This window comes from Hyphococcus flavus (assembly GCF_028748065.1).
Taxonomy (GTDB): domain Bacteria; phylum Pseudomonadota; class Alphaproteobacteria; order Caulobacterales; family Parvularculaceae; genus Hyphococcus; species Hyphococcus flavus.
The window spans coordinates 3259189-3285748 of sequence record NZ_CP118166.1 but is presented as its reverse complement, the minus strand read 5'-3'; the positions used below and the strand labels follow the sequence as shown (position 1 = coordinate 3285748).

The window sequence follows — 26560 nt, the reverse complement described above, 5'->3', positions numbered from 1 at the left end:
AGAGAAAAAGGTACAGTATTCCCTTTCTGTTGAACTAGAAGTCAAGTTCAGGTTTGTAAATTCTCTATGAGCAAACTGCACACTCAGTGAAGGTGCCGTCAACTGCAGCTTAATAACTATTTGAAAAATTTCTCATTTTATTTGTCAGTGTGCATTAAAGTCCGTAGAAACTGAGATTCGATAGTTGAATTGTTTAATCTAGTAGTACAAATTATTGTGGGGATTGTGTAGAATTATAAGTGGGGGTAGGGGATGCGGTTTTTTTTGCTAGGTGCGTTATTGTTATTACTTGCGGGGTGTGGGAACTCGAACAGCGAATACCATGACTTTTTAATTGATGAACTTTCGCTGCTATCTGACCCTCAATCTGCGAAAATTAATTCACAACTTGCTGAGGTCGCGCAGAAAACGGGCACAAATGTAATTGTGCTTATTACTGCTTCGGAAGAACTGCGTGAATTTGAAATAAACAGATCTGCACGACGGAGTTTAAGTAAAATTGGCCGAGACTATGAGAATGCCGGAAATCGCGCTGCGGTGGTTACTTTTTTTCCAGAACAAAAATTGATTGGGTTGGATGCGACAGCGGAAACTTATCCTAAACTCCGTGGACGTAATTCGGTATTCAATAAAAGGCTAAACGAAGCCCAAGACAAATTATCTACTGGCGATCCACTTTTTACTATAATTGAGGATTTTTCAGGTGGCCTTGTCGCAGACTTTGAACCCAAATACTCAATCATACAATCTATCAAAGAAAACGTCACAGGAAATGGCTTCCGAAATGAGTACCAGAGCATTGTTGAAGATGTTGCTGCGACTAAATTCTTGTGGTTTCATATTTGGGCTTTAACTCCAACCTCAGCAGTTTTTGAAATATCTTTCTCTAACCTTGGAAACTTAACTTTAGGGCTAGTTATCTTTGTATTTGTCGTTACTCTGGCGGAATGGCTGGCACGTGGCGCATTTAAAATATTTGTAACCACCGGTGCTGCGCGATCAGTCGTATTTATTATTTTTGGGGTTTTGTTTTATTGGACATCGCTTTGCGTAATGAGTGTTTTTGCGCAAGGTACACTTCTTCAGAAATTTGCGCTCTTATCCCTTGTTGACTCTGCAAATGAACCGGCACTTGAGCAGCTCAATGCTTACAGTACTGCTTGGTTCAATACGGTGCCTTGGTTTTTTGCTGTTCCAATGGGAATCTTTGCGGCAGTAATAGCGTTCTATTTTGGGTTACGTTTCTTCGGTGCTTTGGCCGGGGCAGATCCAGAAATCCAACGCGTGATAAAGGCAAACTTGGAAAAGAACGCTCCTCTTACGCTTGCTGTATGGGCTGCGAGTGTCAGGAGCGTCCAGGACAGCGGTGACCTTGAGGATGCATTTTCTGGGGAGGCGCCGTTTTCTACATATTTTTCGAAATATGTGCTTGTTGTTCTTGGGTCAATATTTCGATGGGTGCTTATAGCGATCGCTTTGCCATCGATAATTGTGGTGTTTTTTGCCGGATCTCGGATGATTAAACTTGTTTTGGATTACAATGAAAACAGAAACAATTTAAGGACATGGCAGCATCAAATAGGTGTAGCGGAGCAGCACCTTGCTCGCCGTCGCAAGGCGGAGAAAGTGAAATCCACGGCAGCGGGTAAGGCTTTTTCCGGTGTTGGTGATTCGTCATATATGGCTGATACACATGCAGAGTTGGTTCAATGGCCATGGGTACGCAACGGCGTGGAACAACCTCCGCTATGGTTCAGTTTGAGGTTGTTGTTTGATCAGAAGCTTCGAAATCGTTTGAGTTAACAACAAAATAAATAGGAGGTGGATTGAGGTGCAAGAGGGATGTCACTCCCCCTTCGTCAGCAGCGCATCGAGGCAGGCCATACGGGTAGCGACGCCGTAGAAAACCTGTCGCAGGATCAGCGACTGCTCTGGGTCGTCGGCGAGGGCGCCGCAGATCTCGACGCCGCGGTTCATGGGGCCGGGATGCATGACCCACGCGCCGGGTTTCGCCAGTTTTAATGTTTCATGCGTCAACCCGAATTCATCATAGAAGCCTTGCGCTAGTGCGCGGCCATTTTCGCCATCAGGGCCTTCCATGCGTTCGAACTGCATGCGCAATCCCATGGCGATATCGGCGCCGTTAAGTCCGTCTTTGAGGTTACCAATACGAGGAATATCCGTAAACTGATCGTCAGGCGGCATCAGATAAGCCGGGCCGACGAAGCGCACATTGGCGCCAAGGCGCTGAAACAACCGCGCGTCTGAACCAGCGACCCGTGAATGTTTGATGTCGCCGCAGATGGCGATGGTAAGATCTTCCAGTTCGCCGAATTCAGACCGGATCGCAGCGGCGTCCAACAGTGCTTGCGTCGGATGCTCACGTTTTCCGGCGCCGCCATTGACCACAGGGCAGGGCAGAATTTCGTCCAGAGCTTCGTGAAGGCCTTCCTCCTTGGCGCGCACGATCATCACATGCGCGCCCATGGCCGCGAGGGTCTGCGCCGTATCGACCAAACTCTCGCCTTTATGCACCGACGATGCGGAGACCGGGACGTTAATGATATCAGCGCCGAGTTTCTTCCCCGCCAGATCAAACGAAAGATTGGTGCGGGTTGAGTCCTCAAAAAAGAGATTAATTTGGGTCTTGCCGGCGAGACGGCGCGGCGCTGGCGCGGCCCGACGCAGGTAGCCGGCGTAATATTCAGCAAGGTCAAGCAAATAAAAAATATCGCCGTCGGTCAGATCGTCTATTGAGATCAGACGGCGCGCGGAAAATCCGCCTTTCGGCGGCAAGGGGCGTTCGGACAATGTCATTAAAGCGAATGCTTTAACGGTGAAGCGGGATCACCGCAATGTCTTACCTGGTGTGAACCTTCATCAGCCACATGGCGCCTGCCGCGATAATGGCGATATCGACAGCAAACATAATCGGCAGGGCTAAAGGCCCGCCATTCTGAATATAGTTCGATCCGCCGAGAGCGAGACCAGTTGCGCATACCGCCATGGTGACGATGATCGCCGTGCGGCCGTTTATGTGACCCTTTTTGGGTTTTTTCTTCATGTGAACATCACGGCGAACGTAAAAACTAAGGCCGGTGTAAATCACCCCAAACGCCGTCAGGGACCAGCCGAGGCCCGGAGCCGCATTCAACAACGCGACGGCAAGGTGAAAAATCCCCGTAAGAACAAGGAGCCCGATAATGAGATGGCGAAGAACGATGGGTTTCATGTTGCAAGCCCCCTTATGCGATCGATTGCCCCCTGTAGTATAAACGTCGCCGCCGCCTCGTCGATCTTTTCGGCGCGCTTGGCGCGGCTTGTGTCGAGGGCGATAAGGTCGCGCTCCATGGCGGCTGTGGAAAGCCGCTCGTCCCAGAAGGCGACCGGGAGGTCGAGGATGCGAGGCAGGTTGCGGGCGAAGGCACGGGCGCGCTGGGCGCTGGGGCCTTCGGTTCCGTCCATATTGCGCGGCAGGCCGATGATGAGGCCCATGACCCCGCGCGCCGTCGCCAATTCCTTCAACCGCTCGGCGTCGGGGGTGAATTTCTTCCGGCGGATGGTTTCTACCGGCGTCGCCACCTGACGCGCCGGATCGCAGACCGCGACCCCGATGGTTTTTTCGCCAATATCGAGGCCGAACAGGGCGCCAGTAGCGCCAAACGCCGCAGCCTGTTGTTCAAATGTTTCGGTCATGGCTCAATTGTAGCATGAAGGGTCAAGAAGACGTGGGATGAGGGCTCAAGTGATTCGTTTCGTCGCGCTTGGCATGGCCGCCTTGCTGATGGCGGTTGCGTTCGCCGCGCCGTTCGGGCGCGGGTTGGACACGCCGGGCGTGCGCATTTACGTGATGCAAACTGACGATACGGCGCTTCAAGTGATCTATGAATGGCGCACGCCTGAGCGCGATGCGGTATTCTCAACCGTACCGAACGGATACCGGCAAGAACACTGGAACATCATAACGCCGGGTCTTGAACTCGTCAGCGATGATAACGTCGACCGTATTCGCAAACCGGGCGGAGGAAAGTTCAAGCGCCTGGAGCTGATCGCTCGGCCAAGCGATGTTCGTCTGGACAAGGAATATCAGCCGATTGCGGAATATGGTGTTGGCGGTCTGCTTGTCTACACAGGGCATTTATGGCCGGAGACAAAATCGGGCGAATATGTGAATGCGACATTCGACTTTACGCCTGCCGCTGGGGCGCAAGTCGTTGCATTTGGTGACCGCGCCTTGCGGCTTGAAAACTGGCGCAGTCCCGAAGCGCACCCTGCGTTTATCTATATGGGACCGTTAGCGCCGGTTGAAACCGAAGACGTTATGGCGGTGATTGATCCGCAAGCGCCGAGATGGATTATTGCTGAATTCAACAGTCTCGTCCCGAGCGCCTTCGCTGCTTTGTCAGATGTTTTCGGATTCTCGCCAGATACAAAACCGAACCTGTTTTTGTCCGCAGCAATCGATGGCGAACCGGGGCGGTTGAGCTATGCTGGCGACGCTTTGCCCTCGCAGTTCCAGATCATGTTGCGCGGCGGCGCTTGGGCGCGGCCAAACAGACAAGCCCGGGACGTATTCACCCATTCGACGATCCATGAAGCCGTTCATTTGTGGCAAACGGGCGCGCGCCCCCGCACAGACGACACGCCGGAATGGATTCATGAAGGTGCGGCTGAGGCGATTGCCGGCGAGGTTATGGTGAGGCTCGGCATCTGGGATGGCGCGGCCTTTGAACGGAACGCCGCCGCCGCAAGAAACGAATGCGCGACTACACTTGAAAACGGATCACTAAACGGCGCATCAGCAAGAGGCGATTTTCGTGCGCTTTATGTTTGCGGCCAGGTGATTGCCGAGGCGACGGCGAGAGCGGATGGGAAAACCGTCGCCGATTTCTGGAAAGCGCTGATCGAGCGCGCCGGGGAGGAAGACGGCTACACCGAGGAGATGTTTTACGACCTCATTGAAGCCCGTACGGGTGATGAGGATTTCGCGCAGGCTGTCCGCCATTTTGCCCGTACGCCACTGGCGGAACCGGCAGTGGAAATCAGCCGCCTGATGGATGCCGCCCGGGCGGCATCCTCCTAAAGGCTTGCGCCTTTGGGATGGCGTTGATAGTCCAGCGGGACTTCAGATTTCAGGGATTCTCCATGTCGATTGATAAGGACACAGTGCGCAAGGTGGCGCACCTCGCGCGGATCGCAGAGCCGGAAGAACGGCTCGAGCCGTTGGCGAAAGAAATCTCCGGCATTCTCGACTGGATCGAGCAATTGAACGAAGTTGATGTCGAGGGCGTTGAGGCCATGGCCTCCACCGTCGATGTGACGTTGCCCATGCGCGAGGACGTTTGCCAGGACGGCCCCACCGGCGGCGGTCAGCCGGATAACGTCGTCGCTAACGCGCCCAAGACCGAAGACCACTTCTTCGTCGTGCCGAAGGTGGTGGAATAATGACAAATCCCGCCGATCTTACCCTCGCCCAGCTTCGCGACGCGTTGAAGAAAAAAGAAACGACTTCGCTCGAGGCGACGGACGCCTATCTTGCGCGGATCGAAAAAGCAAAACCGCTGAACGCGTTCATCACAACCACGGCGGACAAAGCCCGCGACATGGCGAAGGCTTCCGATACGAAACTCGCCAAAGGCGAGGGCGGCGACCTTGAGGGCGTGCCGCTCGGCATCAAGGATCTCTTTTGTACCGAGGGAGTGTTGACGACTGCCGCTTCGCATATTCTTGATGGCTTCACCCCGCGCTATGAATCGACAGTGACGAGCAATCTGTGGCGTGACGGCGCGGTCTGTCTTGGCAAACTCAATCTCGACGAGTTCGCCATGGGCTCGTCGAACGAAACAAGCTTTTACGGCAATGTTATCAACCCGTGGCGGCGCGAGGGCGACGATACAGCTCTGACGCCCGGTGGTTCCTCAGGCGGCTCGTCTGCAGCCGTGGCGGCGCGCCTTTGCGCCGCGGCTACAGCGACCGATACGGGCGGCTCGATCCGCCAGCCGGCGTCTTTGACCAATACCGTCGGTGTTAAACCGACTTACGGCCGCGTTTCACGCTGGGGCATTGTCGCGTTCGCATCATCACTCGATCAGGCGGGACCGGTGGCGCAGGATGTGCGCGATGCGGCGGTCATGCTGAAGTCCATGGCCGGGCCTGACCCGAAAGATTCAACCTGTATCAATCGTCCGGTCCCGGATTATGAAGCGGTGCTGGGCCAATCGCTTAAAGGCATGAAGATCGGCGTGCCGAAGGAATACCGCCTCGACGGCATGCCCGAGGAAATCGAAAAACTCTGGGCGCAAGGCATCGACTGGATGAAAGACGCCGGCTGCGAGATTGTCGATATCTCGCTGCCCATGACCAAATACGCGCTGCCGGTTTATTATATTGTTGCGCCGGCGGAGGCTTCGTCGAACCTCGCGCGCTATGACGGCGTCAAATACGGTCACCGCGCCAAAGATTACACCGACATTTTGTCGATGTATGAAAACACCCGCGCCGAAGGGTTCGGAGACGAGGTAAAGCGCCGCATCCTGATCGGCACATACGTGCTGTCTGCGGGCTATTACGACGCCTATTACTTGCGCGCGCAGAAAGTGCGAAAGAAAATCTTCGACGAATTCACAGACGCGTTCTCAAAAGTCGATCTCATCCTGACGCCGTCCACGCCTTCAGCGGCGTTTGCGCTTGGCGAGAAGTCAGATGATCCCGTGCAGATGTACCTGAATGACGTCTTCACGGTGACGGGCAATCTGGCTGGTCTGCCGGGTGCATCAGTGCCGGCGGGCTACGACAAACAGGGACTGCCGCTGGGCTTGCAGCTTCTCGCGCGTCCGTTTGACGAAGAAACCATGTTCAAAGGCATGTATGCTATTGAGCAGGCTGCGGGCGCTACGAAGCGACCTGCTGAGTGGTGGGCGTAAACGCCTCGTCTGCTTCCCTGATCCGCGCGCCGTTTGCTCTTAAAAACGTTTCCGCTTTTTCGAACGTGCGCTCCTGCGCGTACCATGGAATGCTCGGAACGAGATGATGGATCAGATGGTAATTGTGAAAGCCATAGATCCACGAGAAAAACTTACCGCGTAAGCTTTTTGACGGTTTCTGGATCAGCGTCTGTTTCATCACGTCGGACTTGTCTTCCACGTGATGCGGAATCCAGTCGATGAAAAAGCTGACCAGCGCGAAAGCCAGAATAGTCGGGATGACCGAAAGCATCAGCACTTCGCGCCAATAGCCCATTGCTGCAAACGTAATAATAATAGCGAATGGAAAAGCCGTTTCTAGCGCGGCGCGCATGATAAATTTTCGTTTGTCGCGGACCAGTGGGAAAATCTTGAAGATAAAATAATTTGTATGAAAATAAAACATCAGGGAGCGGAAGATCGCCGAAGGCAGGTTCGGGGCATCTGATACCCAGGCGTCGGTGTCGCGCTCCGGGTCGTTCGTGTGTGCGTGGTGCAGGCGATGGACGTGGCAATGCACGGTGTAGGAATGGAGCGTGAATGAAAATCCGGCGATGCCGAAGAAATCATTCAGCCAGTTTAGGCGCCGGTGCTTGCCGTTGAGGTTGCGGTGGGCGCATTCATGAGCGGCGGTATAGCCTTGCGCCATCCAGAATGAATTCCAGATCATCGCGGCCCACAGCGGAACGAGGCCCGTCACGCCGGCCCAGATGCCGGCGAGGGTCATGCTGATGACAAGATAGGAAAAGGCAAGCGTCGGCCACTGGAAACCTTTCGTTTCCGTCCGTGCGTGGATTTTCAAATCCCTCATGGTCTCAATGCGTTCTGCAGACACTGGGCGTAACCTCGCGTATTCTTTTATTCTCCCCAGTGCCTCAATCCTATCAGGTCAGGAGCGGCGACACAATTTTCGCTCCCATCTCGCCAGCAGCCAACCGATTGGCTACGTTAACTTTTTCGCCGAGTGGGTAATCAGGGGTTGGGGTATGTTCGGCCGATATCGCGAAATCACTTACACAGCGCCGCTAAAAACGCCGATTGATACGGACGCCTATCATTTGCAAGCCAATGGCGACTGGCGGCTGTTTGTGTTTACGGGAACGCCGAGCAACAAGTTTATTTATCAGCGGTTCTTGCGCGTCGCTCCTCATGGGCTCGATGTTGTAGTCTTGACGCGGCCAGGTTTTGGCAGGGGGCACGAGGACCCGATCACTGATTTTGACGAACAGGTGGCGGCCATTAGACCCTTCCTGCCGGGCGGTGAATTCGGCGACAAAAAGATCGTGACCATGGGCGTTTCTTATGGCGGGGAGCTGGCGCTGAAAGCTGCGCTCGATTTTCCCGGTCAGATTTTGGGAGTCGTGACGGTTGCGGCGCTGATTGATGAGCCCCATGATTACGCCTTGAAGCTGGAACAACTTGGCGGCGAAAGCGGCATCGAATCCTATGTGCCAAACCGTTGGCAAAAGGTTCGGGCGGAAATTGCCGGGCGGCGCGCGCAGATCGGGCCGCTTATGGAACGTCTGAAATCACTGAAGGCGCCAGTCGAGGTCATGCATGGCGATTTTGATGCGCTCGTGCCGCGCTCCAACGCTGAAACGCTGATGGGCGCGCTCCCTGAAAGCGTGGGCGCGCTGGAGATTGTTCCCGGCGGCACCCATTACCTCGAAGGACAATATCCCCGGCGCGTGCACCGCGCTGTGCAGCGGGTGATTGAGCGGGCGGAAAGCGGGTTGCAAGCAGCGCAAAGCGCGGGCAAAACCGCCTGAATTCCGATGACGAGGCGAACACCATGAGTGAAACTACAAAATTGCTGCAAGGGTCAACCGGCGACTGGGAGGTCGTGGTGGGGCTTGAGGTCCATGCGCAGGTCTCGTCCAAGTCGAAGCTGTTTTCCGGGGCCTCGGCAGAATACGGGGCTGGACCCAATGAGAATGTCAGTCTTGTCGACGCCGCCATGCCTGGAATGCTGCCAGTCATCAATAAATATTGCGTGGAACAGGCAATCCGGACGGGCCTTGGCCTCAATGCCAAGATCAACACCTGGTCGCGCTTCGACCGGAAGAATTATTTCTATCCCGACTTGCCGCAGGGGTATCAGATATCACAGTACAAAGACCCGATTGTCGGCGAGGGCGTGATCGAGGTTGAACTCGATGGGGGCGAGACGATCAACGTAGGTATCGAGCGCCTGCATCTTGAGCAGGACGCCGGCAAGTCGATCCACGATCTAGCACCGAAAGAGTCCTATGTGGACCTTAATCGCTCAGGCGTGGCGCTGATGGAGATTGTTTCCAAACCGCATATGCGATCAGCGGAGGAGGGTGCGGCGTACTTTTCAAAGCTGCGGTCTATCGTGCGCTATCTGGGCACCTGCGATGGCAATATGGAAGAGGGTTCGATGCGCGCCGACGTCAACGTCTCCGTCTGCCGCGCGGGAAGCTACAAAAAGTTTCAGGAGACCGGCGATTTCAGCCATCTCGGCACAAGAACGGAAACCAAGAACGTCAATTCGATCCGTTACGTGAAACAGGTCATCGACTATGAGGCGCGCCGTCAGATCGAAGTCCTGGAAGGCGGCGGCGAGATCGATCAGGAAACGCGTCTGTTTGATGTGAAATCTGGAACAACACGCACCATGCGTTCGAAAGAAGACGCGCATGATTATCGCTATTTTCCGGACCCGGATCTTTTGCCGCTCGAATTCGATCAGGCGTGGGTTGAGGAAATCAGGGCAAGCCTGCCGGAGTTGCCGGACGCCAAAAAGCACCGCTTCATGAAAGACTACGGGCTATCTTCCTATGATGCCTCAGTGCTCGCGGCTGACAAGGCCAGTGCATCTTACTTCGAAGAGGTCGCCAAATGTGGCGACGGCAAACTCGCCGCCAACTGGGTGACGGGCGATCTTTTTGGGGCGCTCAATAAAGCTGACAAGACAATCGAAGAAACGCCTGTGTCCGCAGCGCAGCTTGGCGAGCTGATCGGCCTGATCAAGGACGGGACGATTTCCGGCAAGATCGCCAAGGACGTCTTCGCTATGATTTTCGAGGGCGAAGAAACAGGCGCGCCTTCTGATATCGTCGAAAAGCGCGGTCTTAAACAGGTAACCGATACTGGCGCTATCGAGAAAATTATCGACGAGATCATGGTCGCTAACCCGAAACAGGTTGAGCAGGTGAAAGAAAAGCCCAAAACCATGGGCTGGTTCGTCGGTCAGGTGATGAAAGCCTCCGGCGGCAAGGCGAACCCGCAGGCGGTCAACGAGATTTTGAAAAAGAAACTGGGCGTTGAGTAAGCGATTCGTCCATCAGCCCTGCTATTCTCATTTTCACGCCAGCTGAATAGCTTGTGGAAAACGTTGTTTGCGCCTGACATTCACGCAAAACTCGTTAATCTGCCCTTCGCTTGCACTGGATTGAAATCTTGCTAGAGGGGCTATTTGATGAATTTCAGAACAGTTTTGTTTGCATCTGCTGCGATGTCTTTGGCGTCGACGCCTGGTATGTCGCGTGACCTTTCCGAACACGAACAAATGGCGCGGGACATATATGAGACCGTCATTTCGTTCCGGACAGCGAAAGGTCATGAGCAGGTGCCAGCCATGGTCGACTATCTCACGGGGGAGCTGAAGGCAGCCGGTTTTTCCGATCAAGATATCGAAGTTACAGACTACGATAGCGACGGAGAGCACACGCAAGGATTGATGGTTTATTATCGCTCCGATTCTGACGCTGCAAAAAAACCTATAGTTCTTTTGGGCCATATGGACGTCGTCGATGCGCTGCCAGAGGATTGGGAGCGTTCGCCATTCACGTTAACCGAAGAAGACGGGTATTTCTTCGGACGTGGGACAACGGACAACAAATACGGTATTACAAATCTCGTTGCGACATTCATCCGTTTGAAAAAGGAAGGATGGACGCCGAGCCGCGATCTGATCATCGCCTTTTCGGGTGATGAGGAAACCGGGATGATTTCTACCAGAGCGCAGGCGGAATTCGTAGCCGAGAACATTGACCCTGAATTCGTGCTCAATAGCGATGCGGGCGGCGGCGCGCTGGCTCCCGACGGTTCGCCTTTATATTACGGCGTGCAAGGGGCGGAAAAAACCTATGCAACGTTTGAACTGACAGTGACAAACCCTGGCGGGCATTCGTCGCGTCCTCGCGATGACAACGCTATTTATGAGCTTGCTGATGCGCTCCGGAAAATTGAAGCGTACAAGTTTCCGGTACAGGCGAGTGAGTTGACGCTTGCTTACTTTGGAGCCGCAGGACAAGTGACGCCGGGCGAAGTGGGCGAGGCCATGATCGCCTTTGCGGAAAACCCGAAAGATAAAAAAGCCATAAAAATCTTGAGATCGCAGCCCGAGACGGTGGGGACCACAGGAACAACATGCGTGGCGACAATGTTGCGGGGCGGGCATGCTGAAAACGCGTTGCCGCAATCGGCGACGGCAACTGTGAATTGCCGGATTTTTCCCGGCGTTGGCGCGGCCGCCACGGAACAAAAGCTGAAAGAGATTGTCGATAATGACAATATCCAGTTTGAATTGAAGACGGATGTCACCGAAAGCCCTGAATCAAAAGTCCGGCCGGATGTGCTGGCGGCAGTCACGTCTGCGTTGGCCGCGCGCGGCATTGATGTTCCGATCATACCTTATATGGCGTCGGGCGGCACTGATGGCATGCATTACCGCACAAAGGGTTACGACACGGTCGCGATCTCTGGCGCATGGGGTAAAGCGAGTGATCAATTTGCCCATGGGTTGAATGAACGTCTGGCGGTGGATCAATTCTACGCGGGCCTTAATCACTGGTATATCGTTTTGAAAGAACTGGCGGGCGATGGAGTTGAGTAGGCTCTTATATTGCCTGTGAATCTGTTCCGTGCAGCTTAGCTTCCGAAGTTGTGGATATGGTCCGCTCTTCGCGTCAGTTGATGATGCCCGTTACGCACCTAGATGTGACGGGCGTCACTGCCCGTCATCGGCCATAAGCTAATGACGCCGCTACATGAATAGGAGAAACCCATGAAACATGATTCAATTCTCGGCACTGTCGGCAATACGCCAGTGATCCGTATCAATCGTCTGGCGCCCGAAGGCGTCAATATGTACGTGAAATTCGAGGCGTTTAACCCGCTGGGGTCAGTAAAGGACCGGCTTGCGCTCGGTGTTATCGAAGCGGCGGAGAAATCGGGTGATCTGAAGCCCGGGCAAACTGTCGTTGAGGCGACCTCGGGCAATACGGGGATTGGCCTCGCCATGGTGTGCGCGGCAAAGGGCTATCCGCTTGTCGTGACCATGGCGGAAAGTTTTTCCGTCGAACGGCGTAAACTCATGCGCTTTTTAGGTGCGAAAGTGATTCTGACGCCCGCACCCAAAAAAGGCACCGGCATGGTGGGGAAAGCGAAAGAACTTGCAGAAAAGAACGGCTGGTTTCTGACCCGTCAGTTTGAGAATGAAGCCAATCCTGACATGCATGAACGTACGACGGCGCGTGAAATTATTGAAGATTTCAAAGGCGAAAAACTTGACTACTGGGTGACCGGGTTTGGCACTGGGGGTACGCTCACCGGCGTGTCTCGCGTCCTCAAAAAAGAAAGCCCCGAAACAAAGATAATTGTTTGCGAGCCGCCTGATGCAGCCATGCTTTCAAGCGGCGCGAAGCAGGACCGCAATGCCGATGGCAGCCCGTCAGCATCACACCCAGCTTGGACGCCGCACCCGATTCAGGGCTGGAGCCCGGACTTTATTCCGAAAATCACGTCTGAAGCGGTTGATGCCGGCGTGATCAATCAGGTTGTAAAAACCTCACCTGCTGACGGTATGAAATGGTCGCAAGAGTTAGCGCGGCGTGAAGGCATCTTCACGGGCATTTCTGGTGGTTCGACTTTTGCCGGCGCTATGGAAATCGCCCAATCGGCTCCGGCCGGGACGACGATTCTTGCCATGCTGCCGGATACGGGCGAACGGTATCTCTCAACCCCGTTATTCGGTGACATAGAGGCGGATATGAATGACGAAGAAGTCGAAATATCCAGATCGACGCCGGGATATCAGCTGTAATAACGCTCTCGAAGATTTGAAGGGTTTGACCTGAAATCGGCAGTGTTTTCATGCTATTACTCACAGAGTAAGCGTAGCATCGTAATCGCAAACGGGCTGGGGCGCTCTGAGAGCAGGTTATGAAAAAGCTGACGATATCAGGTCTAGCGACTATCTTCGCTGTATGTGGTTGCGCCACCGCGAGCTCAGACGAGGCTTCCATGTCTGAACGTGCGGCAAAACGTTTGGCGCAATTCGAGCTGACGGGTGAGTCGAGAAACTGTCTGAGTACAACCCAAATTCGATCAATTACACCGCTTGACGACAAGCATTTCCTCATCAGTGGAACTGGCGGCCGCTACTACCTGAATGAGGTTTCGGGAAGATGTTACGGAGCGTCACGCTCTGCAAACCGAATTCAGTACACAACCTCAACCGGTCAACTATGCCGCAATCAGATCATTTCAGTCGTAGGCAATACGAGTGGAATATTTGGCGGATCGTGCGGGTTGAGCGACTTTCAAGAACTGCGGCGAAAATCAGAGCAGTAGCGGTGGCTGTGTCGCCGAATGCTTGCGTTTAATGGAGAACTGCAATGAAAACTTTTAGAAAACAGATCGTGCGTCTTTCCGCTGCGGGTGCGGCATGCTTGGTTATGGCGTCGAGCGCAAGCGCATTGCTGCTAAGCCGTGAAAGCGAAAGGGCGCAGGAAACGCTTACGCAATACGAACGGACAGGCGATGTGGTTTCCTGCCTGCAACTGCGTCAAATTAGAAACACGGACGCGCCTGATGATTATACGCTTTTGATCGAGGCGGCCGGGGGCGACATGTACCTTAATGAGTTGAACGGACGTTGCATCGGCCTCGCCAGGTGGCAGCGTTATACGCTTCGCTCACTGCTTTCAAAAATGTGCCGTGGCGACATTATCCAAGTCATGGATACATCCGGCCGGCAGATGGGGAGTTGCAGCATTGGCGATTTTGAGAAGCTCTCAAAAATAGAAAATACAAACGACTAAAAGCTATTATTTTAAAAGCGCGCGATGATGTCATGGCGCGCTTTTAATTTATCATTATACGGATAAAAAGCAGCAATACTTAACAGAACATTTCCAATGCGTAAATGATTCACTAATCCTGCATTAACGGGATTTTAGTCAGACCCCTTTCATCCTTGTCATGGTTAATCCGCACGCGTGGGTGCGTGGCGGGGATGAAATAAGGGGTCGCATCATGACCATTGCAATGGATTTGGACGCGCTTGATGCAGTCGAGCCGTTTTTGAATGACAGCGAAATGTATCGCCTGGGGCTGGAAGCGTCGACTGGTGGTGAGACAGGTGAGTTTGACCTGATCACTGCGCATAAGTGGTTTAATCTTGCAGCGATGCAAGGCAATCTTGAAGCGCGCGCGTATCGTGCAGAACTGGCGAATGAGATGACGCCGGAAGAGGTTGCCGAAGCGCAAAAACTGGCGCGCGAATATCTCGCGACGCACAAGGCGCGTCCGCAAGCCTAAAGCTTTCAGATTTCGTCTTCTTGGCTGGGTAGCACGGGCAACAGGGTTGCCGCGCCCAGCTCCCGTGAGGCGATTTCCCGGAAGGGCTGCTTCTGCGCCTCGGTAAGGTTAGTAAACTGAGGTAGCTTAGCGTTGCGCAGCGTGGCTTTTTCAGCCTTGCTCATTTTGCGCCACAGCTCTTTGCGGGCATTTCGAAACCTGGCGCGATCCCTAGAGGATAGAGCCAGATACTGGCGCGCCGTTTCAGCCTCAATTCGTCGCGATTGTGACAAACGCAAGCGATCTTCGTAAAAATCCGCAGCCATAAGGTCGACGAACGGGTCTAAGGCCACAACAGAGACCTTGTGATGTGCAGGTCCAGTCAGGTCTTCAGCGTTGGCAGAGCTAACGGCAAGTAGAGTGGCGCAACAGGCCAGCATCAGCAGATCAACAGATGTGCGCAAAGGTCGAACCCCAATTTAACCCCAGTCAGGCCTTATAATCATAGACTTAACGGATTTCCATCCGTTGAAAGGGAAACCTGCAAATGCGGGCTTTCGAGTAATGTTGGATTTAGCCCAAAATCGGCCGTGAGGCTCTTGCATTGCCTGGCGTCCTGTCTTAGACGACCGGGCTTCGTGTTGATCTGCCTGCGCTTGGTGCGCTGGCCCCGATTTTGAGGTTTGAAAATGGCTGTTCCCAAGAGGAAAGTGACGCCAGCGAAACGCGGCATGCGGCGTAGCCATGACCGTTTGGCGGGTGAAACGTATATTGAAGACAAGGATTCAGGCGAGTTGCGTCGGCCGCATCATATCGACCTGAAAACCGGCAAATACCGCGGCCGTCAGGTCATCGAGCCTCAGGACGACTAAAACCGGATAGGTTACATTTTTGACTGCGCCGCCCATACGGGCGGCGTTTGCATTTGGGGGCTCCTGTCTTTATCCTTGTTTCTGGCTGCGGGGCCGGTGAGGGATATTATGGGGACGAAAAGACTGATCAGCGCGCCGCGCCTGGGCTTCCTTGCATTTTTGTTTTTGTTGCTGAGCGGGTGCGTTACATATCCGTATCAGACTGCTTTCGACTCGTGTGATCTCGAAGCGGGAGACTGCTACCGCTATTGTGAACAGTTTGCGAATTCGCCCGGCGAATATGAAGCGTGCCATGCCGACTGCGAGTTCGAAGCTAATCGGTGCTTTGCGGGCGCGTACGACACCTACGGGTATGCAAGCGGGCCTTATGCAGGTGGCGGCTATAGCAACTCGTGGCCATGGTATGGGCGGTATGGCAACTGGGGACCGTCGCGAGGCTATTATTTCGACTTCACTTATATAGAGCGATACCCGCGCTATAACCGGCCTAACCGCGATCGCCGATACCGGGACCGGCGGTGGAATGATGACGGTCGTCCGCGGCGCCCTCGTAGAGATGGCGACGGTAATCGAGGCGGCAGAAATCGTGGCGGTGATCGGGATGCTGACCGCGGTGGTAATCGCGGCGGGGATGGCCGGGGACGCAGGCCCAGAGGCAACAACGGCAATAATAACACCGGCGGCAACAACCAGTCGCCGCCGCCGACCTATACGCCGCCAAGGCCTGCTTCGCCAGCGTCGCCGCGATCAGAGATTCCGCAAAGTCCACAGGAACGCAGGTTAAACAAACCCTGCGCCCGTTGTGATGAGGACTTATCGGTTCCGGACTAAGCCTCGCGCCGTTGCGAAACAGGTGCGGCAATGTATAGAGGCTCCGTAACGCGCTTACGGAGCCTTTTTCATGACCGCCATCATTGACATCCTCGCCCGTGAAATTATCGACAGCAGAGGCAATCCAACTGTTGAGGTGGATGTCACGCTAGAGGACGGCTCCATGGGTCGTGCTGCGGTTCCTTCAGGCGCTTCCACGGGCGCTCACGAGGCGCACGAACTTCGCGATGGCGGCGACCGTTACGGCGGCAAGGGCGTGCTGCAGGCGGTCGAGGCTGTCAACGGCGAGATTTTTGACGCGCTATCGGGTTTTGAGGCAGAAGAACAGAACCTGATTGACGAAACGCTCATCGCCCTCGACGGGAGCGAAAATAAGAGCCGTCTCGGCGCAAACGCCCTGCTTGGGGTTTCGCTGGCGACGGCGAAAGCGGCGGCGGAGGCGTCGGCAATGCCGCTTTATCGCTATGTTGGCGGCGTTTCCGCGCGTGTCCTGCCTGCCCCCATGATGAATATCATCAACGGCGGCGCACATGCAGACAACCCAATCGATATTCAGGAATTCATGATCATGCCGCTTGGCGCGGATACGTTCGCCGACGCGCTCAGAATGGGCGCGGAGGTGTTTCACGCTCTCAAAAAAGGGCTGAAAGATGCCGGGCACAACACGAATGTCGGTGATGAAGGCGGCTTTGCTCCGGGGCTGAAATCCACCGACGAGGCGCTTGGGTTCATCATGAAAGCGGTCGAAGCAGCCGGCTACCGGCCGGCGGAGGATGTTTTTATTGCTCTCGATGCGGCGTCCACGGAGTTTTACAAGAACGGTAAGTATGAACTCGAAGGCGAGGGCAAGTCGCTCGATGGCGACGGTATGGCCAAATACCTCGCCGACCTTGTCGCCCGCTACCCGATTGTTTCCATCGAAGATGGCATGGCCGAAGACGATTGGGACGGCTGGCGCGCCGTCACCGAAGCGGTTGGCGACAAATGCCAGCTTGTTGGTGATGATTTGTTCGTCACCAACGAGAAACGATTACGACAAGGAATTGAACAAGGCTGCGCCAACTCCATCCTCGTCAAAGTCAATCAGATCGGTACGCTGACCGAAACGCTTGCTGCTGTCGATGTGGCGCACCGCGCGCGATATACAGCCGTGATGTCACACCGTTCAGGCGAAACCGAAGATGCAACGATCGCCGATCTGGCGGTGGCGACCAACTGTGGCCAGATCAAAACCGGTTCACTCGCACGGTCCGACCGGCTGGCCAAATATAATCAGCTTCTGCGTATAGAAGAGGAACTGGGGGAGATGGCCCGTTACGCCGGCCGATCTGCAATACGGAGCCTGACACGTTGAGCGCCGCTGTTATCAGGCCGGCGACTAATGCAGACGGTGCGGCAGTGCGCGCTTTAATTTTCGCGGTTCTCAACGAGTATGATCTGGAACCGGCGCCGAAAACCACGGACAAGGATCTCGATGATCTTGAAGCGTTTTACGCTCAGGGCGCGTTCGATGTTTTGGAAACGCCCGATGGCGAAATTATCGGCACTGTAGGGCTTGCGCGTATGAACGGCGCCACTTGCGAACTCAGAAAAATGTATCTGAAATCCGCTCATCGCGGGCGCGGTTATGGCAAGCGATTGCTGAAACACGCTATAAGCAAAGCGGGCGAGTTGGGCTTTCAGCGAATAGAGTTGCAAACCGCTCGGGTTCTGGAAGAAGCCATCGGGCTTTATGAAAAGTTTGGCTTCAAACCCTCCGATGAAGCTGCGCTTGAACGCCGGTGCGATCAGGCGCTGGCGCTGGATTTATAAGCTGCAAAACCTCATGCGGTCTGTGTGGATACACCTATGCCGATCCGTATTGTTATAACATCTCATCGTTGCTTTTTGAGTCCTGCGTTTTTGGTTGACAAGCTCAGTCTCACTCATCCTTTTGGATTCAAGATATCATCGCCCGCAATAATCATGCGTTATAAAGGTCCGTAGTAAGACTTTCCTGCAAGTTACAAAAGTCTCAGTATCTTTATCGAACTTTCATGCTAACTTATGCGCTTCATATATTTGGAGGGAAGTATGAAAATCTTGAAGATATTGGCAGCTTCAGTAATTGGAGCTGCGGGTTTCGTCACGGCGGCGTTTGCCGATGATGGGCGGTATATTCTACTCATGAAGAGTAAGAATTCCGTTCCAGGAAACCTGGCATCACAAGTTGAATCCGCAGGCGGGACGCTAGTGCGAACAATACCGCAGGTTGGTGTTGCTGTTGCAACTTCATCCGACCCTAACTTTGCGGCAAATGCTAAAAGTATCGGTGCGGTTAAAGATGCAGGCCCTGCGGCAGTAAGCACACTCCCAGAATCCGTCGCTACGGCAGAACCGGACATGACGCCAACGGCAGCGGACGACCTGTACAACTCTGGTCTCGTTTGGGGTGTAGATCGTGTCGGCGCTCCAGCGGCTTGGGCGAACGGACATACCGGCTCACATGATACAATCATCGCTATCATTGATACTGGAATCGCATGGAACCACCCCGATTTGGCTTCGAATGTCGTATACGTGGACTGCTATACGTCAGCGGGAAGCTTTGCTGACGGCGCGTGTAATCCTTATCCTTCACTTAGCGATCATGGGACACACGTTGCTGGTTCAGCAGCTGCCTCCTTTGATGGAGGTCGGGTTGTCGGCGTAGCGCCTGAAGCAGGTCTCGCTGGCTACAATACTTTTGAGGTCATCCCTGACTGTGGTGTTTGCTCTTTTACAGACTCACGATGGGCGGCAATGGTTGATGCGGCTGACAGAGGGTTCTCCGTCATTTCAATGAGTCTTGGCGGCACAGCGCAATATGGCGGTCAAGGCACCAATGGGTTGGCTACATATGTTGCAGCGGAAAAGCGTGTTGCTAATTATGTGAACAAGCAGGGTACCGTTATGGTTGCTTCGGCTGGTAACAGCGCCCTCGATCTCAACGGCACCATTATTCATGTGCCGGGAGATATTCCGCAAATCATGAACGTAGGCGCGACAGGCATTCAGCCAGCTCCTCGTTTTCCGTTTCCGAACTCGTTTGATATCCGCGCTTTCTACTCAAACTATGGCGCGCCATTGACGGTTACGGGACCGGGTGGAGACTGCGGTGAAATCAGCACTTGCAGCGGAAATCCTGTGAATGGCTACTTCTATGCTGAATTTCTGGTTTTAAGTTCGATCGTAGCGCCGGATCCGGTCTGTGCGGCAACAGCAAGTTGTCCGGTTGGTTATGGTTGGAAGGGCGGCACATCAATGGCTACACCGCACGTATCTGCCGTAGTCTCGTTGGTTCGCGACGCTGAGCCTGGATTGAAGCCCAATCAGGTTGAAGCTCGTGTCAAGCAGACAGCTGAAAATATCGGAAGCCGTCAAGACTTCGGTCACGGTATGGTCAGAGCTGATCTTGCAACGGAATAGGCTGGTATAATTCCAAAGAAAACGGGCCCTGCGGGGCCCGTTTTCATTTTGATTTCTGTTAGCCTTTACGAATCATTAACCTTCTTTGATTCTTTTGGAATGCAAGGCCAAATCAAAAGAACAAGAAAATGTTGCGTAGCCAATTCCTTCTCGAAATTGCATTTCCCGCACTCGTTCTCTGCCTGACCGCCGTGCTGCTTTACGGTGCGGTCGCCAGCGATACCGGCTATGGCAGCCTTGCCGCTCTCGAACGAGAGGCAGGCGAAAAAGAAGCTGAATTGACCGTCTTGGAGATCCGCCGCGAAGCGCTGGAGAAGCGGGCCGATCTTTTGAATTCGCGGTCATTGGATCCTGACCTTCTTGATGAGCGAATTCGTTCGGTACTTGGCTATTCTCGCGACGGGGACGTCGTGATTTCAAGAGATGAGCTTAATCTTCTGCTGGAAAACGCTGAGCGTTAGAAAAATCTCAAATATTACAAAGGGCTTCATGCCTTGCCGAGCATAGTTCCCGGGCCTATGAAGGGCCGGTCTAGAACGCTTGGAGAATACAAACATGGCTGCTGACGCTTCCGGCAAGTCCAACCTGACAGCGACAAAAGAAGAGCTGCTGCAATACTACCGCGATATGCTGATGATCCGCCGCTTTGAAGAGCGTGCCGGCCAGCTATACGGCATGGGTCATATCGGCGGATTTTGCCACCTCTATATTGGTCAGGAAGCAGTTGTCGTCGGCATGGAAGCGGTAAAGAAAGATGGCGATCAAACCATCACCGGCTACCGCGACCATGGCCACATGCTCGCCTGCGGCATGGATCCAAAGGGGGTCATGGCGGAGTTGACGGGCAGAGAGGGCGGCTACTCCAAGGGCAAGGGCGGCTCCATGCACATGTTCTCCAAGGAGAAGGAGTTTTATGGCGGTCATGGCATTGTCGGAGCACAGATCCCGCTCGGCGTCGGTCTCGGTTTCGCCAACCGCTATCGCGACAATGACTCAGTAAGCCTGACGTATTTCGGCGACGGCGCCTCGAACCAGGGGCAGGTTTTCGAAGCAATGAACATGGCGCAGCTCTGGAAGCTGCCGGTAGTCTTCATTATTGAAAATAATCAGTACGCCATGGGCACGAGCGTGAAACGCTCGCACTCTGATACGCATCTTTATCGTCGCGGTGCTGCTTTCGGCATTCCCGGCATGGAAGTCGACGGCATGGATGTGCTGGCCGTGCGTGAAGCGGGCCGGCAAGCGGTCGATCACGCCCGCAATGGCGAGGGGCCGTATATCTTAGAAATGAAGACATATCGCTATCGTGGTCATTCCATGTCCGACCCGGCGAAGTACAGGACCCGTGAAGAAGTGGATGACGTGCGTGAGCACAATGATCCGCTGAAGCGGTGTGAGGCGCGGATTTTTGAGAACAATTACGCTGACGAAGCAGTGCTTAAGGAACTGGACAAAGAAGTAAAAGCGATCGTGAAGGAAGCGGCTGACTTTTCCCTTGAAAGCCCTGAGCCTGATCCTTCAGAGCTTTTTACAGACATTCTGGCCGAAGTTTCCTGAGTTTCGGTGCTATTGCCGAAAACGCGACAGTTTCAGAAAATCAAATTCGGCCTGTGTGACTCCCTGCAGAGCCAAATCCGCAAGCGCTTCGCCGATCACAGGGGCAAACTTGAAGCCGTGGCCGGACAACCCAGCGGCGAACGAAACCTGCGGACATTCCGGGTGAGTGTCGATAATAAAATGCCCGTCAGGGCTCATTTCATATAAACAGCTTTGTTCATTTGTGAGGTCTGATTTCAGGGCGGGTGCGTATTGTTCCAGAAACTCTGAGACTTCCTTACGGTCTTTGACCCGCAGCTCTTCAGGGTCATCAGCAGGCGTATTAACTGGCATCCCTCCGGTATGTTCACCGACTTTGACGCCATCTTCATCGATTGCGGGAAAGCCGTAGTAGAAACGACCATCGGGCTGCTGTATCGCGAACGGTAAAAACCCGCTGTCCGTATGAAAACGATTATCGTCTGGCGCAGTCCAGAACAGAGACTTTCTTACTGGCGTGACGGCTGCGCCGATATCTTTCAATAAATTAAAAGCGTAGGCGCCAGGCGCTATAATCAGCCGGTCATAGGCGTGCGTCTCGTCATTCGCTTTAATAACGATCCGGCTATTCTCTTCCCGCCATGAAAGGACCGGATGGCGTTCCAATAGCTGAGCACCATGATGTTTTGCTAGAGTAAGAAACGCCGCAATTGCTCTGTCAGCGCACACGAAACCCGCATCCTTCTCAACCCGTATGATCATATCATCATCAAAGGAGAAAACCGGAAAACGTGTTCTCGCTTCTGACGCGGTAAACGTGGGAAGGTCCAGACTGTGTTGACGTGCAGCCAAGTCAATCCCAGCCATTAACGGACTGTCGGGACGGCCCGCCATCATCACCCCGGTTTGGCAGTAAAGCGTTTGTCCGGATTGAAATTCGAGATCACGCCATAGTGTCGCCGAGCGTTTCAACAGCGGCACGTAATCAGTATGCTCAAAATATGCTGTCCGGAAAAGACGCGTCGGTCCGTGTGAACTGCCGCGATGATGAAAGAAATCAAACTGCTCGTAGAGGCAAACGTCAGCGCCTTGCCGGGACAACGCATAAGCCGTTGCCGATCCTATAGCGCCTGCACCTATAACCGCACACTTTAGTTTCGCCGCCAAAGGACACCCTGGAATTAAACTTCGCTCTCGTACATGTCGTTTAGGTTACGCTCACACACTATAGTATTTTCCTGGTCGGATGCGAGAGTTGAACCCTTTTCGGACAGCGCGAAACCTGCCACATCAGACGGATGAGCGCCGAGGCTATACAACAAAAATCGGGATGTGAGAAAGTGACGTTATTACACGTCTTCCCAAGCTTTGGATACGGTGGCCAGCAATCACGCCTTGCCGCCCTCGTGCGCGCACTGGGCAGCGAATTCAGACACTATGTCCTGTCTCTCGACGAGGACGTTTCCGCGCGGGCTCTGTTCGATGATGATGCTCCGGCTGAATTCAATACTTATCAAATGAAAAAGTCCCATGGGCTGAGCGTTACGAATGTCCTGACTTTTAGAAAACTTATCAGCAACACAAACCCGGATGTCCTGTGCACCTATAACTGGGGCTCGATAGAAGCGGTCGTCGCGAACCGCGCCGGAGCGCGCAAACCGCACATTCATTTTGAAGATGGTTTTGGTCCGGATGAAATTTCGGGCAAGCGCAATGCCCGGCGCGCCGTGGCAAGGCGATTTGCCTTGCGAAACAGCACCGTTGTTACGCCGTCGCAGAATTTATTCTCTATTGCGCGCACGGATTGGCGGCTGAAACCAGATCAAGTGCTGCACATAAGAAACGGTGTCGATATCGAAAGACTTCAGGTCAGACAGGAATCTGACCAAATGGGCGTGACTGTCGGCTCGCTTGGGGCGCTTAGACCTGAAAAAAACTATGCAAGACTGATCAAGGCGTTCGTAAAAGCGGACCATGTCAAGCGCGCACGTTTGCGGATAGCCGGCGACGGCCCTGAACGGAGTGCATTGGCGAAGCTGATCGGAACTGACCCGAGAGTGAGCCTGCTGGGCGCCACGGCTGATCCGGCGAATGTTTATGCACAGTTTGATATTTTCGCCCTGTCTTCCGACACGGAACAGGCGCCGCTTAGTCTGATGGAAGCGATGGCGGCCGGCTTGCCCGTGGTTGCGACAAATGTCGGCGATATCGCTGAAATGGTGGCGGAAGAAAATCGGCCATACATTACGCGAGTGGGCGACAATGAAGCCTTCGTTGAGGCTCTGATGCACCTTCTTCAGAACCCCTCGGCACGAGCTGAAATAGGCGCGGCGAACCGCCGCCACGCAAGAGAAGAATTTTCGCTGGATAAAATGATCGAAGCGCATCGCGATCTATATTTAAAAAAGGCGAACGGGAATGCGTGAAATTTCCGTTACCCCGATCACTGATCGCGCTCAGTTCTTAGCGGAGTGGACGGTGCTTTATTCAGAGCAGCAAAACGCCAGTTTCTTTCAGTCGCCTGCATGGCTGAAGGCGTGGCTGGAGACTGCTGACAGCCAACTGGATTTATATAAGGTTGCTTCGTCCAATGGCAGCATAACTGAGCTGCTCGGGTTTTTTGTAGTCACGCCGCGCCGCTATGCCGGTCTCGGTCAACAGGAGGCGTGGTTTCAGGACTCCGGCAATCAGGCGCTGGACGCTATCTATGGCGAGTATGTGGATTTTCTTGGCGCTGATGACGTGCTGGCGGCGAAGCGCATCGCCGCGATTAACGCTATGATGAAGGCCGCGCCGCAAGCCGATAGTTTTGTCTTTCGCAATGTCACCGCTGAAATGGCTGAGGCAGTAAAAAATGCTGCAGACACTTTTGGATGGCAGACTCGTATCCTGCGCGAGCAATCCGTTTTCGTCTGCGAGCTTATCGGCGCCGCGTTTGAACAAAACCTCAGCAAGTCGCTGCTGACGAAAATCAACAGATCGATACGGCTTTATGAGGAGCGCGGACCGATTGACTGCCGAGTGATAAAGCCGGGCGCCGATTTTATGCAGCCCTGGAGAACAATGACGGAATTGCATGCGCAAGGCTGGCGTGACCGCGGTGAAAAAAGCGTGTTCGAGAACGGAACTCTAAACGCCTTTCACGAACGTCTACGGGACGCCGTTCCACAAGACGTTCATTTGTTTGAGGCGAGGGCAGGCGAGCAGACGATCGCCGTCCTGTATAATTTTGTACATGGCGATCGGGTGCTGAACTATCAGTGTGGTTTCCTTTATGAAAACGATAACCGCCTGGCGCCCGGGTTTGTTGCGCACTACCTCGCCGCACAGCATTATCGCCAAGAAGGGTTTCGTATTTACGATCTGCTTGCTGGCGACGCTGAATACAAACAACGGTTAGGCAAACAGCAATCGACGCTCACTTCGCTTGTTCTCGAACAGCCGACATGGCGAAACAAGATAAGAAAAATGCTACGTCATTAGGAATGTGTATTACGTAAAAAAGCGTCAAACATGATGACACTCCACAATTCCTGAGCGCAGTCCGCTACTCCATTCTGATGCGCCCGCATCATTTTTTCGATGCCGTGTTCGTTAAATATGCCGCATTCGCGCCAGGCGCGGGACGTTTCAAGGCGGGATAACGGGTTCTGACCGGACCTGCGCATCCACTGTGAAAGAGGCGGTGCAAAGCCCTGTTTTTTCCGGTTCACATAGTCAGCGCCGAGACGCGTTGAGAAGGCAGCTTTTAAAAGCCGCTTCTGCTCGCCTCCTTTGAGTTTAAACTCGCCGGGCATCAAACCCGCCCACTCAACAAGGCTATGATTAAGCAAGGGCGGCCTGACTTCGAGCCCGTGCGCCATGGAGGTTCTGTCGACTTTCGTCAGCATCCGGCCTGGAAGCCATGTCGTCAGATCCGCATATTGCGCGCGCGCCAGCGGATCGTCCGAGTTAGCTTCGTTCATGGCGTCTTCAATGACAGATTGCGAGGTGTAGCCGCTCAAAGACCTGACGAACTCTTTATTCAACATACCGGAAATGCGGCCGGGGAAATTGATCGCCACAGCTGACGCATATCCTGCGGCGCTTGATTGCCCGAGCGCCTGAAAAGTGGATTTCAATCGTATCAGCTGCGGCGCCCAGTCAAGTTTTGGATAGAGTGCGCCAGCCGTCCCGAACAACGCACGGCGTATAGTTAGTGGCGCAAGACGGCGAATTTTTTCTTCGTTCAGGTAGAATGGATATCGGCGATAACCCGCAAAAATTTCGTCGCCTCCATCGCCGGAAAGGGCGACTGTTACATGTTGGCGAGTAATTCTGGAGACGATATATGACGGCAGCGCGGATGCGTCAGCAAACGGTTCGCCAAATGTTGCGGCGAGCGTATCGATCAGGTTGAAGTCATCGCAAGCTGCAACGTCCTGATAATGCGTTGCGTTGAATTTTTGCGCGATCTCTGATGCAGGCGCTCGTTCGTCATGGCCCGCCACATCAAACCCGACTGTACAGGCGATTAATTCACCACCAGTTTGCGCCATTGATGAAACGATGCTCGCGGAATCGACGCCGCCGGACAAAAAGGCGCCAAGGGGCACATCGGACATCATTTGCGCCTTGACGGCCTGGTCGAGCTTTTCGCGAAGCGCGCCGGCTGCATCGTCGAAGTCTATTCGCGCGCCGGATGCAAAGACCGGCCGCCAATATCTTTCAGGCCGAACCGCGCCGCTGCGCTTTACGCTGATGGCGTGCCCGGCGGGCAGTTTATAGACGCCGCGATAGATGGTTTTCGGATCCGGCACATATCCATAAAAAAAGTAATCGGAAATGGCGCGCGGATCGAGGCTCGTCTCGATCAACTCTGAGGCGATGAGTGCACCCAGCTCAGATGCAAAGAGTAAAAACCCGTCACTGGTCTCGGCGTAATAAAGCGGCCTTTCGCCCAGCCTGTCTCGCGCAAGAAGCAGCAGGTTTTTGGAAGGATCCCAAAAGGAAAACGCGTACATGCCTTGGAGGTCGTGAATAAATTGCAAGCCTCCTACAGCAAGCCCTTCGGCGAGGGCCTCGGTATCAGATCGCGTTTTTAACCGGACTTTATGAGACAGCTCTTTTGCCAATGACGTATAATTATAAATCTCGCCATTAAACGACAGCACGCAGGAATTTGTTTGAGCGTGGAACGGTTGCGCGCCGCCATCGCGGTCGATGATTGCAAGACGGCGGTGTCCGAAACCGATACCGGGCGCAATATAAAAGCCTTCGCCGTCCGGTCCGCGGTGTTTGAGTGCGCTGGTCATGCGGCGCAACGCATCGCGATCAATGTCGCGCGTACTCTTCAAGTCAAAAATGCCGGCGATTCCGCACATA

Annotated in this window: 27 protein-coding genes; 20 read left to right on the top strand and 7 right to left on the bottom strand. The window is 54.0% G+C overall.

Going from position 1 to position 26560, the window contains the following annotated elements; genetic code table 11:
- Positions 1–252: 252 nt before the first annotated feature.
- Positions 253–1803, top strand: a complete 1551-nt coding sequence (locus tag PUV54_RS15705; RefSeq protein WP_274493284.1) for a hypothetical protein — start codon at positions 253–255, stop codon at positions 1801–1803.
- A gap of 42 nt (positions 1804–1845) precedes the next feature.
- Here PUV54_RS15705 and PUV54_RS15700 read toward each other — a convergent pair whose 3' ends face one another.
- The 3 genes from PUV54_RS15700 to ruvX are packed head-to-tail and all read right to left on the bottom strand — an operon-like array spanning position 1846 to position 3696.
- On the bottom strand, positions 1846–2817 hold the full coding sequence (locus PUV54_RS15700; RefSeq protein ID WP_274493283.1) for an aspartate carbamoyltransferase catalytic subunit: 972 nt from the start codon (positions 2815–2817) through the stop codon (positions 1846–1848).
- Between the two features lie 43 nt (positions 2818–2860).
- Positions 2861–3232: a hypothetical protein gene (locus tag PUV54_RS15695; RefSeq protein WP_274493282.1), complete on the bottom strand. Its 372-nt coding sequence runs from the start codon at positions 3230–3232 to the stop codon at positions 2861–2863.
- On the bottom strand, positions 3229–3696 hold the full coding sequence (gene ruvX / locus PUV54_RS15690) for a Holliday junction resolvase RuvX (protein ID WP_274493281.1): 468 nt from the start codon (positions 3694–3696) through the stop codon (positions 3229–3231). Before ruvX ends, PUV54_RS15695 begins: the two co-directional genes overlap by 4 nt.
- Before the next feature lie 49 nt (positions 3697–3745).
- Here ruvX and PUV54_RS15685 point away from each other — a divergent pair, with 49 nt between their 5' ends.
- From PUV54_RS15685 to gatA, 3 genes are all read left to right on the top strand, one after another.
- Positions 3746–5083: a hypothetical protein gene (locus PUV54_RS15685; RefSeq protein ID WP_274493280.1), complete on the top strand. Its 1338-nt coding sequence runs from the start codon at positions 3746–3748 to the stop codon at positions 5081–5083.
- Positions 5084–5145: 62 nt separating this feature from the next.
- Positions 5146–5445, top strand: a complete 300-nt coding sequence (gene gatC / locus PUV54_RS15680) for an Asp-tRNA(Asn)/Glu-tRNA(Gln) amidotransferase subunit GatC (protein WP_274493279.1) — start codon at positions 5146–5148, stop codon at positions 5443–5445.
- On the top strand, positions 5445–6923 hold the full coding sequence (gatA, locus tag PUV54_RS15675; RefSeq protein ID WP_274493278.1) for an Asp-tRNA(Asn)/Glu-tRNA(Gln) amidotransferase subunit GatA: 1479 nt from the start codon (positions 5445–5447) through the stop codon (positions 6921–6923). Before gatC ends, gatA begins: the two co-directional genes overlap by 1 nt.
- Here the strand turns inward: gatA and PUV54_RS15670 are convergent.
- Positions 6892–7773 carry a fatty acid desaturase family protein gene (locus tag PUV54_RS15670; protein ID WP_274493277.1) on the bottom strand — a complete coding sequence of 294 codons (882 nt, stop codon included), beginning with the start codon at positions 7771–7773 and terminating at the stop codon, positions 6892–6894. The two genes, gatA and PUV54_RS15670, sit on opposite strands and share 32 nt — an antisense overlap.
- A 175-nt stretch (positions 7774–7948) precedes the next feature.
- On the opposite strand from PUV54_RS15670, the gene PUV54_RS15665 reads away from it, so the two are divergent.
- The 7 genes from PUV54_RS15665 (at position 7949) to PUV54_RS15640 (ending at position 14531) form a co-directional block, all read left to right on the top strand.
- Positions 7949–8731: an alpha/beta fold hydrolase gene (locus tag PUV54_RS15665; protein WP_274493276.1), complete on the top strand. Its 783-nt coding sequence runs from the start codon at positions 7949–7951 to the stop codon at positions 8729–8731.
- A 23-nt stretch (positions 8732–8754) separates the two neighbouring features.
- Positions 8755–10257 carry an Asp-tRNA(Asn)/Glu-tRNA(Gln) amidotransferase subunit GatB gene (gene gatB, locus PUV54_RS15660; RefSeq protein ID WP_274493275.1) on the top strand — a complete coding sequence of 501 codons (1503 nt, stop codon included), beginning with the start codon at positions 8755–8757 and terminating at the stop codon, positions 10255–10257.
- A gap of 147 nt (positions 10258–10404) precedes the next feature.
- A complete protein-coding gene (locus PUV54_RS15655) occupies positions 10405–11823 on the top strand; it encodes a M20/M25/M40 family metallo-hydrolase (RefSeq protein ID WP_274493274.1) in 1419 nt (472 codons plus the stop codon).
- 171 nt (positions 11824–11994) lie between these two features.
- A complete protein-coding gene (cysK, locus tag PUV54_RS15650; RefSeq protein ID WP_274493273.1) occupies positions 11995–13032 on the top strand; it encodes a cysteine synthase A in 1038 nt (345 codons plus the stop codon).
- Positions 13033–13151: 119 nt separating this feature from the next.
- Entirely contained in the window at positions 13152–13562 is a 411-nt protein-coding gene (locus tag PUV54_RS16705; RefSeq protein WP_420797882.1) for a DUF6491 family protein, read from the top strand.
- 44 nt (positions 13563–13606) lie between these two features.
- A complete protein-coding gene (locus PUV54_RS15645) occupies positions 13607–14032 on the top strand; it encodes a DUF6491 family protein (protein WP_274493272.1) in 426 nt (141 codons plus the stop codon).
- 214 nt (positions 14033–14246) lie between these two features.
- Positions 14247–14531, top strand: a complete 285-nt coding sequence (locus tag PUV54_RS15640) for a hypothetical protein (RefSeq protein WP_274493271.1) — start codon at positions 14247–14249, stop codon at positions 14529–14531.
- 5 nt (positions 14532–14536) lie between these two features.
- Here PUV54_RS15640 and PUV54_RS15635 read toward each other — a convergent pair whose 3' ends face one another.
- Positions 14537–14974 carry a hypothetical protein gene (locus PUV54_RS15635; RefSeq protein ID WP_274493270.1) on the bottom strand — a complete coding sequence of 146 codons (438 nt, stop codon included), beginning with the start codon at positions 14972–14974 and terminating at the stop codon, positions 14537–14539.
- A gap of 225 nt (positions 14975–15199) precedes the next feature.
- On the opposite strand from PUV54_RS15635, the gene rpmF reads away from it, so the two are divergent.
- From rpmF to pdhA, 7 genes are all read left to right on the top strand, one after another.
- Complete coding sequence (gene rpmF, locus PUV54_RS15630; RefSeq protein WP_274493269.1) at positions 15200–15382, top strand: 50S ribosomal protein L32; 183 nt, start codon at positions 15200–15202, stop codon at positions 15380–15382.
- Positions 15383–15490: 108 nt separating this feature from the next.
- Positions 15491–16213 carry a hypothetical protein gene (locus PUV54_RS15625; RefSeq protein WP_274493268.1) on the top strand — a complete coding sequence of 241 codons (723 nt, stop codon included), beginning with the start codon at positions 15491–15493 and terminating at the stop codon, positions 16211–16213.
- Between the two features lie 70 nt (positions 16214–16283).
- Positions 16284–17567, top strand: coding sequence for a phosphopyruvate hydratase (gene eno, locus PUV54_RS15620; RefSeq protein ID WP_274493267.1), 1284 nt, complete (start codon positions 16284–16286; stop codon positions 17565–17567).
- Positions 17564–18025, top strand: a complete 462-nt coding sequence (locus PUV54_RS15615) for a GNAT family N-acetyltransferase (RefSeq protein WP_274493266.1) — start codon at positions 17564–17566, stop codon at positions 18023–18025. Before eno ends, PUV54_RS15615 begins: the two co-directional genes overlap by 4 nt.
- A gap of 261 nt (positions 18026–18286) precedes the next feature.
- Positions 18287–19660 carry a S8 family peptidase gene (locus tag PUV54_RS15610; protein WP_274493265.1) on the top strand — a complete coding sequence of 458 codons (1374 nt, stop codon included), beginning with the start codon at positions 18287–18289 and terminating at the stop codon, positions 19658–19660.
- 128 nt (positions 19661–19788) lie between these two features.
- A complete protein-coding gene (locus tag PUV54_RS15605) occupies positions 19789–20121 on the top strand; it encodes an FtsB family cell division protein (RefSeq protein WP_274493264.1) in 333 nt (110 codons plus the stop codon).
- Positions 20122–20215: 94 nt separating this feature from the next.
- On the top strand, positions 20216–21217 hold the full coding sequence (pdhA, locus tag PUV54_RS15600; protein WP_274493263.1) for a pyruvate dehydrogenase (acetyl-transferring) E1 component subunit alpha: 1002 nt from the start codon (positions 20216–20218) through the stop codon (positions 21215–21217).
- Positions 21218–21226: 9 nt separating this feature from the next.
- On the opposite strand, the gene solA is transcribed toward pdhA, so the two are convergent.
- Complete coding sequence (gene solA / locus PUV54_RS15595) at positions 21227–22363, bottom strand: N-methyl-L-tryptophan oxidase (RefSeq protein WP_274493262.1); 1137 nt, start codon at positions 22361–22363, stop codon at positions 21227–21229.
- Between the two features lie 173 nt (positions 22364–22536).
- Between solA and PUV54_RS15590 the strand changes: the two genes are divergently transcribed.
- Complete coding sequence (locus PUV54_RS15590) at positions 22537–23622, top strand: glycosyltransferase family 4 protein (protein WP_274493261.1); 1086 nt, start codon at positions 22537–22539, stop codon at positions 23620–23622.
- Positions 23615–24679, top strand: coding sequence for a GNAT family N-acetyltransferase (locus PUV54_RS15585; protein ID WP_274493260.1), 1065 nt, complete (start codon positions 23615–23617; stop codon positions 24677–24679). Before PUV54_RS15590 ends, PUV54_RS15585 begins: the two co-directional genes overlap by 8 nt.
- On the opposite strand, the gene asnB is transcribed toward PUV54_RS15585, so the two are convergent.
- Positions 24676–26559: an asparagine synthase (glutamine-hydrolyzing) gene (gene asnB / locus PUV54_RS15580; protein ID WP_274493259.1), complete on the bottom strand. Its 1884-nt coding sequence runs from the start codon at positions 26557–26559 to the stop codon at positions 24676–24678. The genes PUV54_RS15585 and asnB overlap by 4 nt on opposite strands.
- Between the last annotated feature and the right edge of the window lies 1 nt (position 26560).

Bases quoted from the DNA above. Each gene is read 5' to 3' on its own strand.
- PUV54_RS15705 (WP_274493284.1), top strand. From the start codon at position 253: ATGCGGTTTTTTTTGCTAGGTGCGTTATTGTTATTACTTGCGGGGTGT.
- PUV54_RS15700 (WP_274493283.1), bottom strand. From the start codon at position 2,817: ATGACATTGTCCGAACGCCCCTTGCCGCCGAAAGGCGGATTTTCCGCG.
- PUV54_RS15695 (WP_274493282.1), bottom strand. From the start codon at position 3,232: ATGAAACCCATCGTTCTTCGCCATCTCATTATCGGGCTCCTTGTTCTT.
- ruvX (WP_274493281.1), bottom strand. From the start codon at position 3,696: ATGACCGAAACATTTGAACAACAGGCTGCGGCGTTTGGCGCTACTGGC.
- gatC (WP_274493279.1), top strand. From the start codon at position 5,146: ATGTCGATTGATAAGGACACAGTGCGCAAGGTGGCGCACCTCGCGCGG.
- gatA (WP_274493278.1), top strand. From the start codon at position 5,445: ATGACAAATCCCGCCGATCTTACCCTCGCCCAGCTTCGCGACGCGTTG.
- PUV54_RS15670 (WP_274493277.1), bottom strand. From the start codon at position 7,773: ATGAGGGATTTGAAAATCCACGCACGGACGGAAACGAAAGGTTTCCAG.
- PUV54_RS15665 (WP_274493276.1), top strand. From the start codon at position 7,949: ATGTTCGGCCGATATCGCGAAATCACTTACACAGCGCCGCTAAAAACG.
- gatB (WP_274493275.1), top strand. From the start codon at position 8,755: ATGAGTGAAACTACAAAATTGCTGCAAGGGTCAACCGGCGACTGGGAG.
- PUV54_RS15655 (WP_274493274.1), top strand. From the start codon at position 10,405: ATGAATTTCAGAACAGTTTTGTTTGCATCTGCTGCGATGTCTTTGGCG.
- cysK (WP_274493273.1), top strand. From the start codon at position 11,995: ATGAAACATGATTCAATTCTCGGCACTGTCGGCAATACGCCAGTGATC.
- PUV54_RS16705 (WP_420797882.1), top strand. From the start codon at position 13,152: ATGAAAAAGCTGACGATATCAGGTCTAGCGACTATCTTCGCTGTATGT.
- PUV54_RS15645 (WP_274493272.1), top strand. From the start codon at position 13,607: ATGAAAACTTTTAGAAAACAGATCGTGCGTCTTTCCGCTGCGGGTGCG.
- PUV54_RS15640 (WP_274493271.1), top strand. From the start codon at position 14,247: ATGACCATTGCAATGGATTTGGACGCGCTTGATGCAGTCGAGCCGTTT.
- rpmF (WP_274493269.1), top strand. From the start codon at position 15,200: ATGGCTGTTCCCAAGAGGAAAGTGACGCCAGCGAAACGCGGCATGCGG.
- PUV54_RS15625 (WP_274493268.1), top strand. From the start codon at position 15,491: ATGGGGACGAAAAGACTGATCAGCGCGCCGCGCCTGGGCTTCCTTGCA.
- eno (WP_274493267.1), top strand. From the start codon at position 16,284: ATGACCGCCATCATTGACATCCTCGCCCGTGAAATTATCGACAGCAGA.
- PUV54_RS15610 (WP_274493265.1), top strand. From the start codon at position 18,287: ATGAAAATCTTGAAGATATTGGCAGCTTCAGTAATTGGAGCTGCGGGT.
- PUV54_RS15605 (WP_274493264.1), top strand. From the start codon at position 19,789: ATGTTGCGTAGCCAATTCCTTCTCGAAATTGCATTTCCCGCACTCGTT.
- pdhA (WP_274493263.1), top strand. From the start codon at position 20,216: ATGGCTGCTGACGCTTCCGGCAAGTCCAACCTGACAGCGACAAAAGAA.
- PUV54_RS15585 (WP_274493260.1), top strand. From the start codon at position 23,615: ATGCGTGAAATTTCCGTTACCCCGATCACTGATCGCGCTCAGTTCTTA.
- asnB (WP_274493259.1), bottom strand. From the start codon at position 26,559: ATGTGCGGAATCGCCGGCATTTTTGACTTGAAGAGTACGCGCGACATT.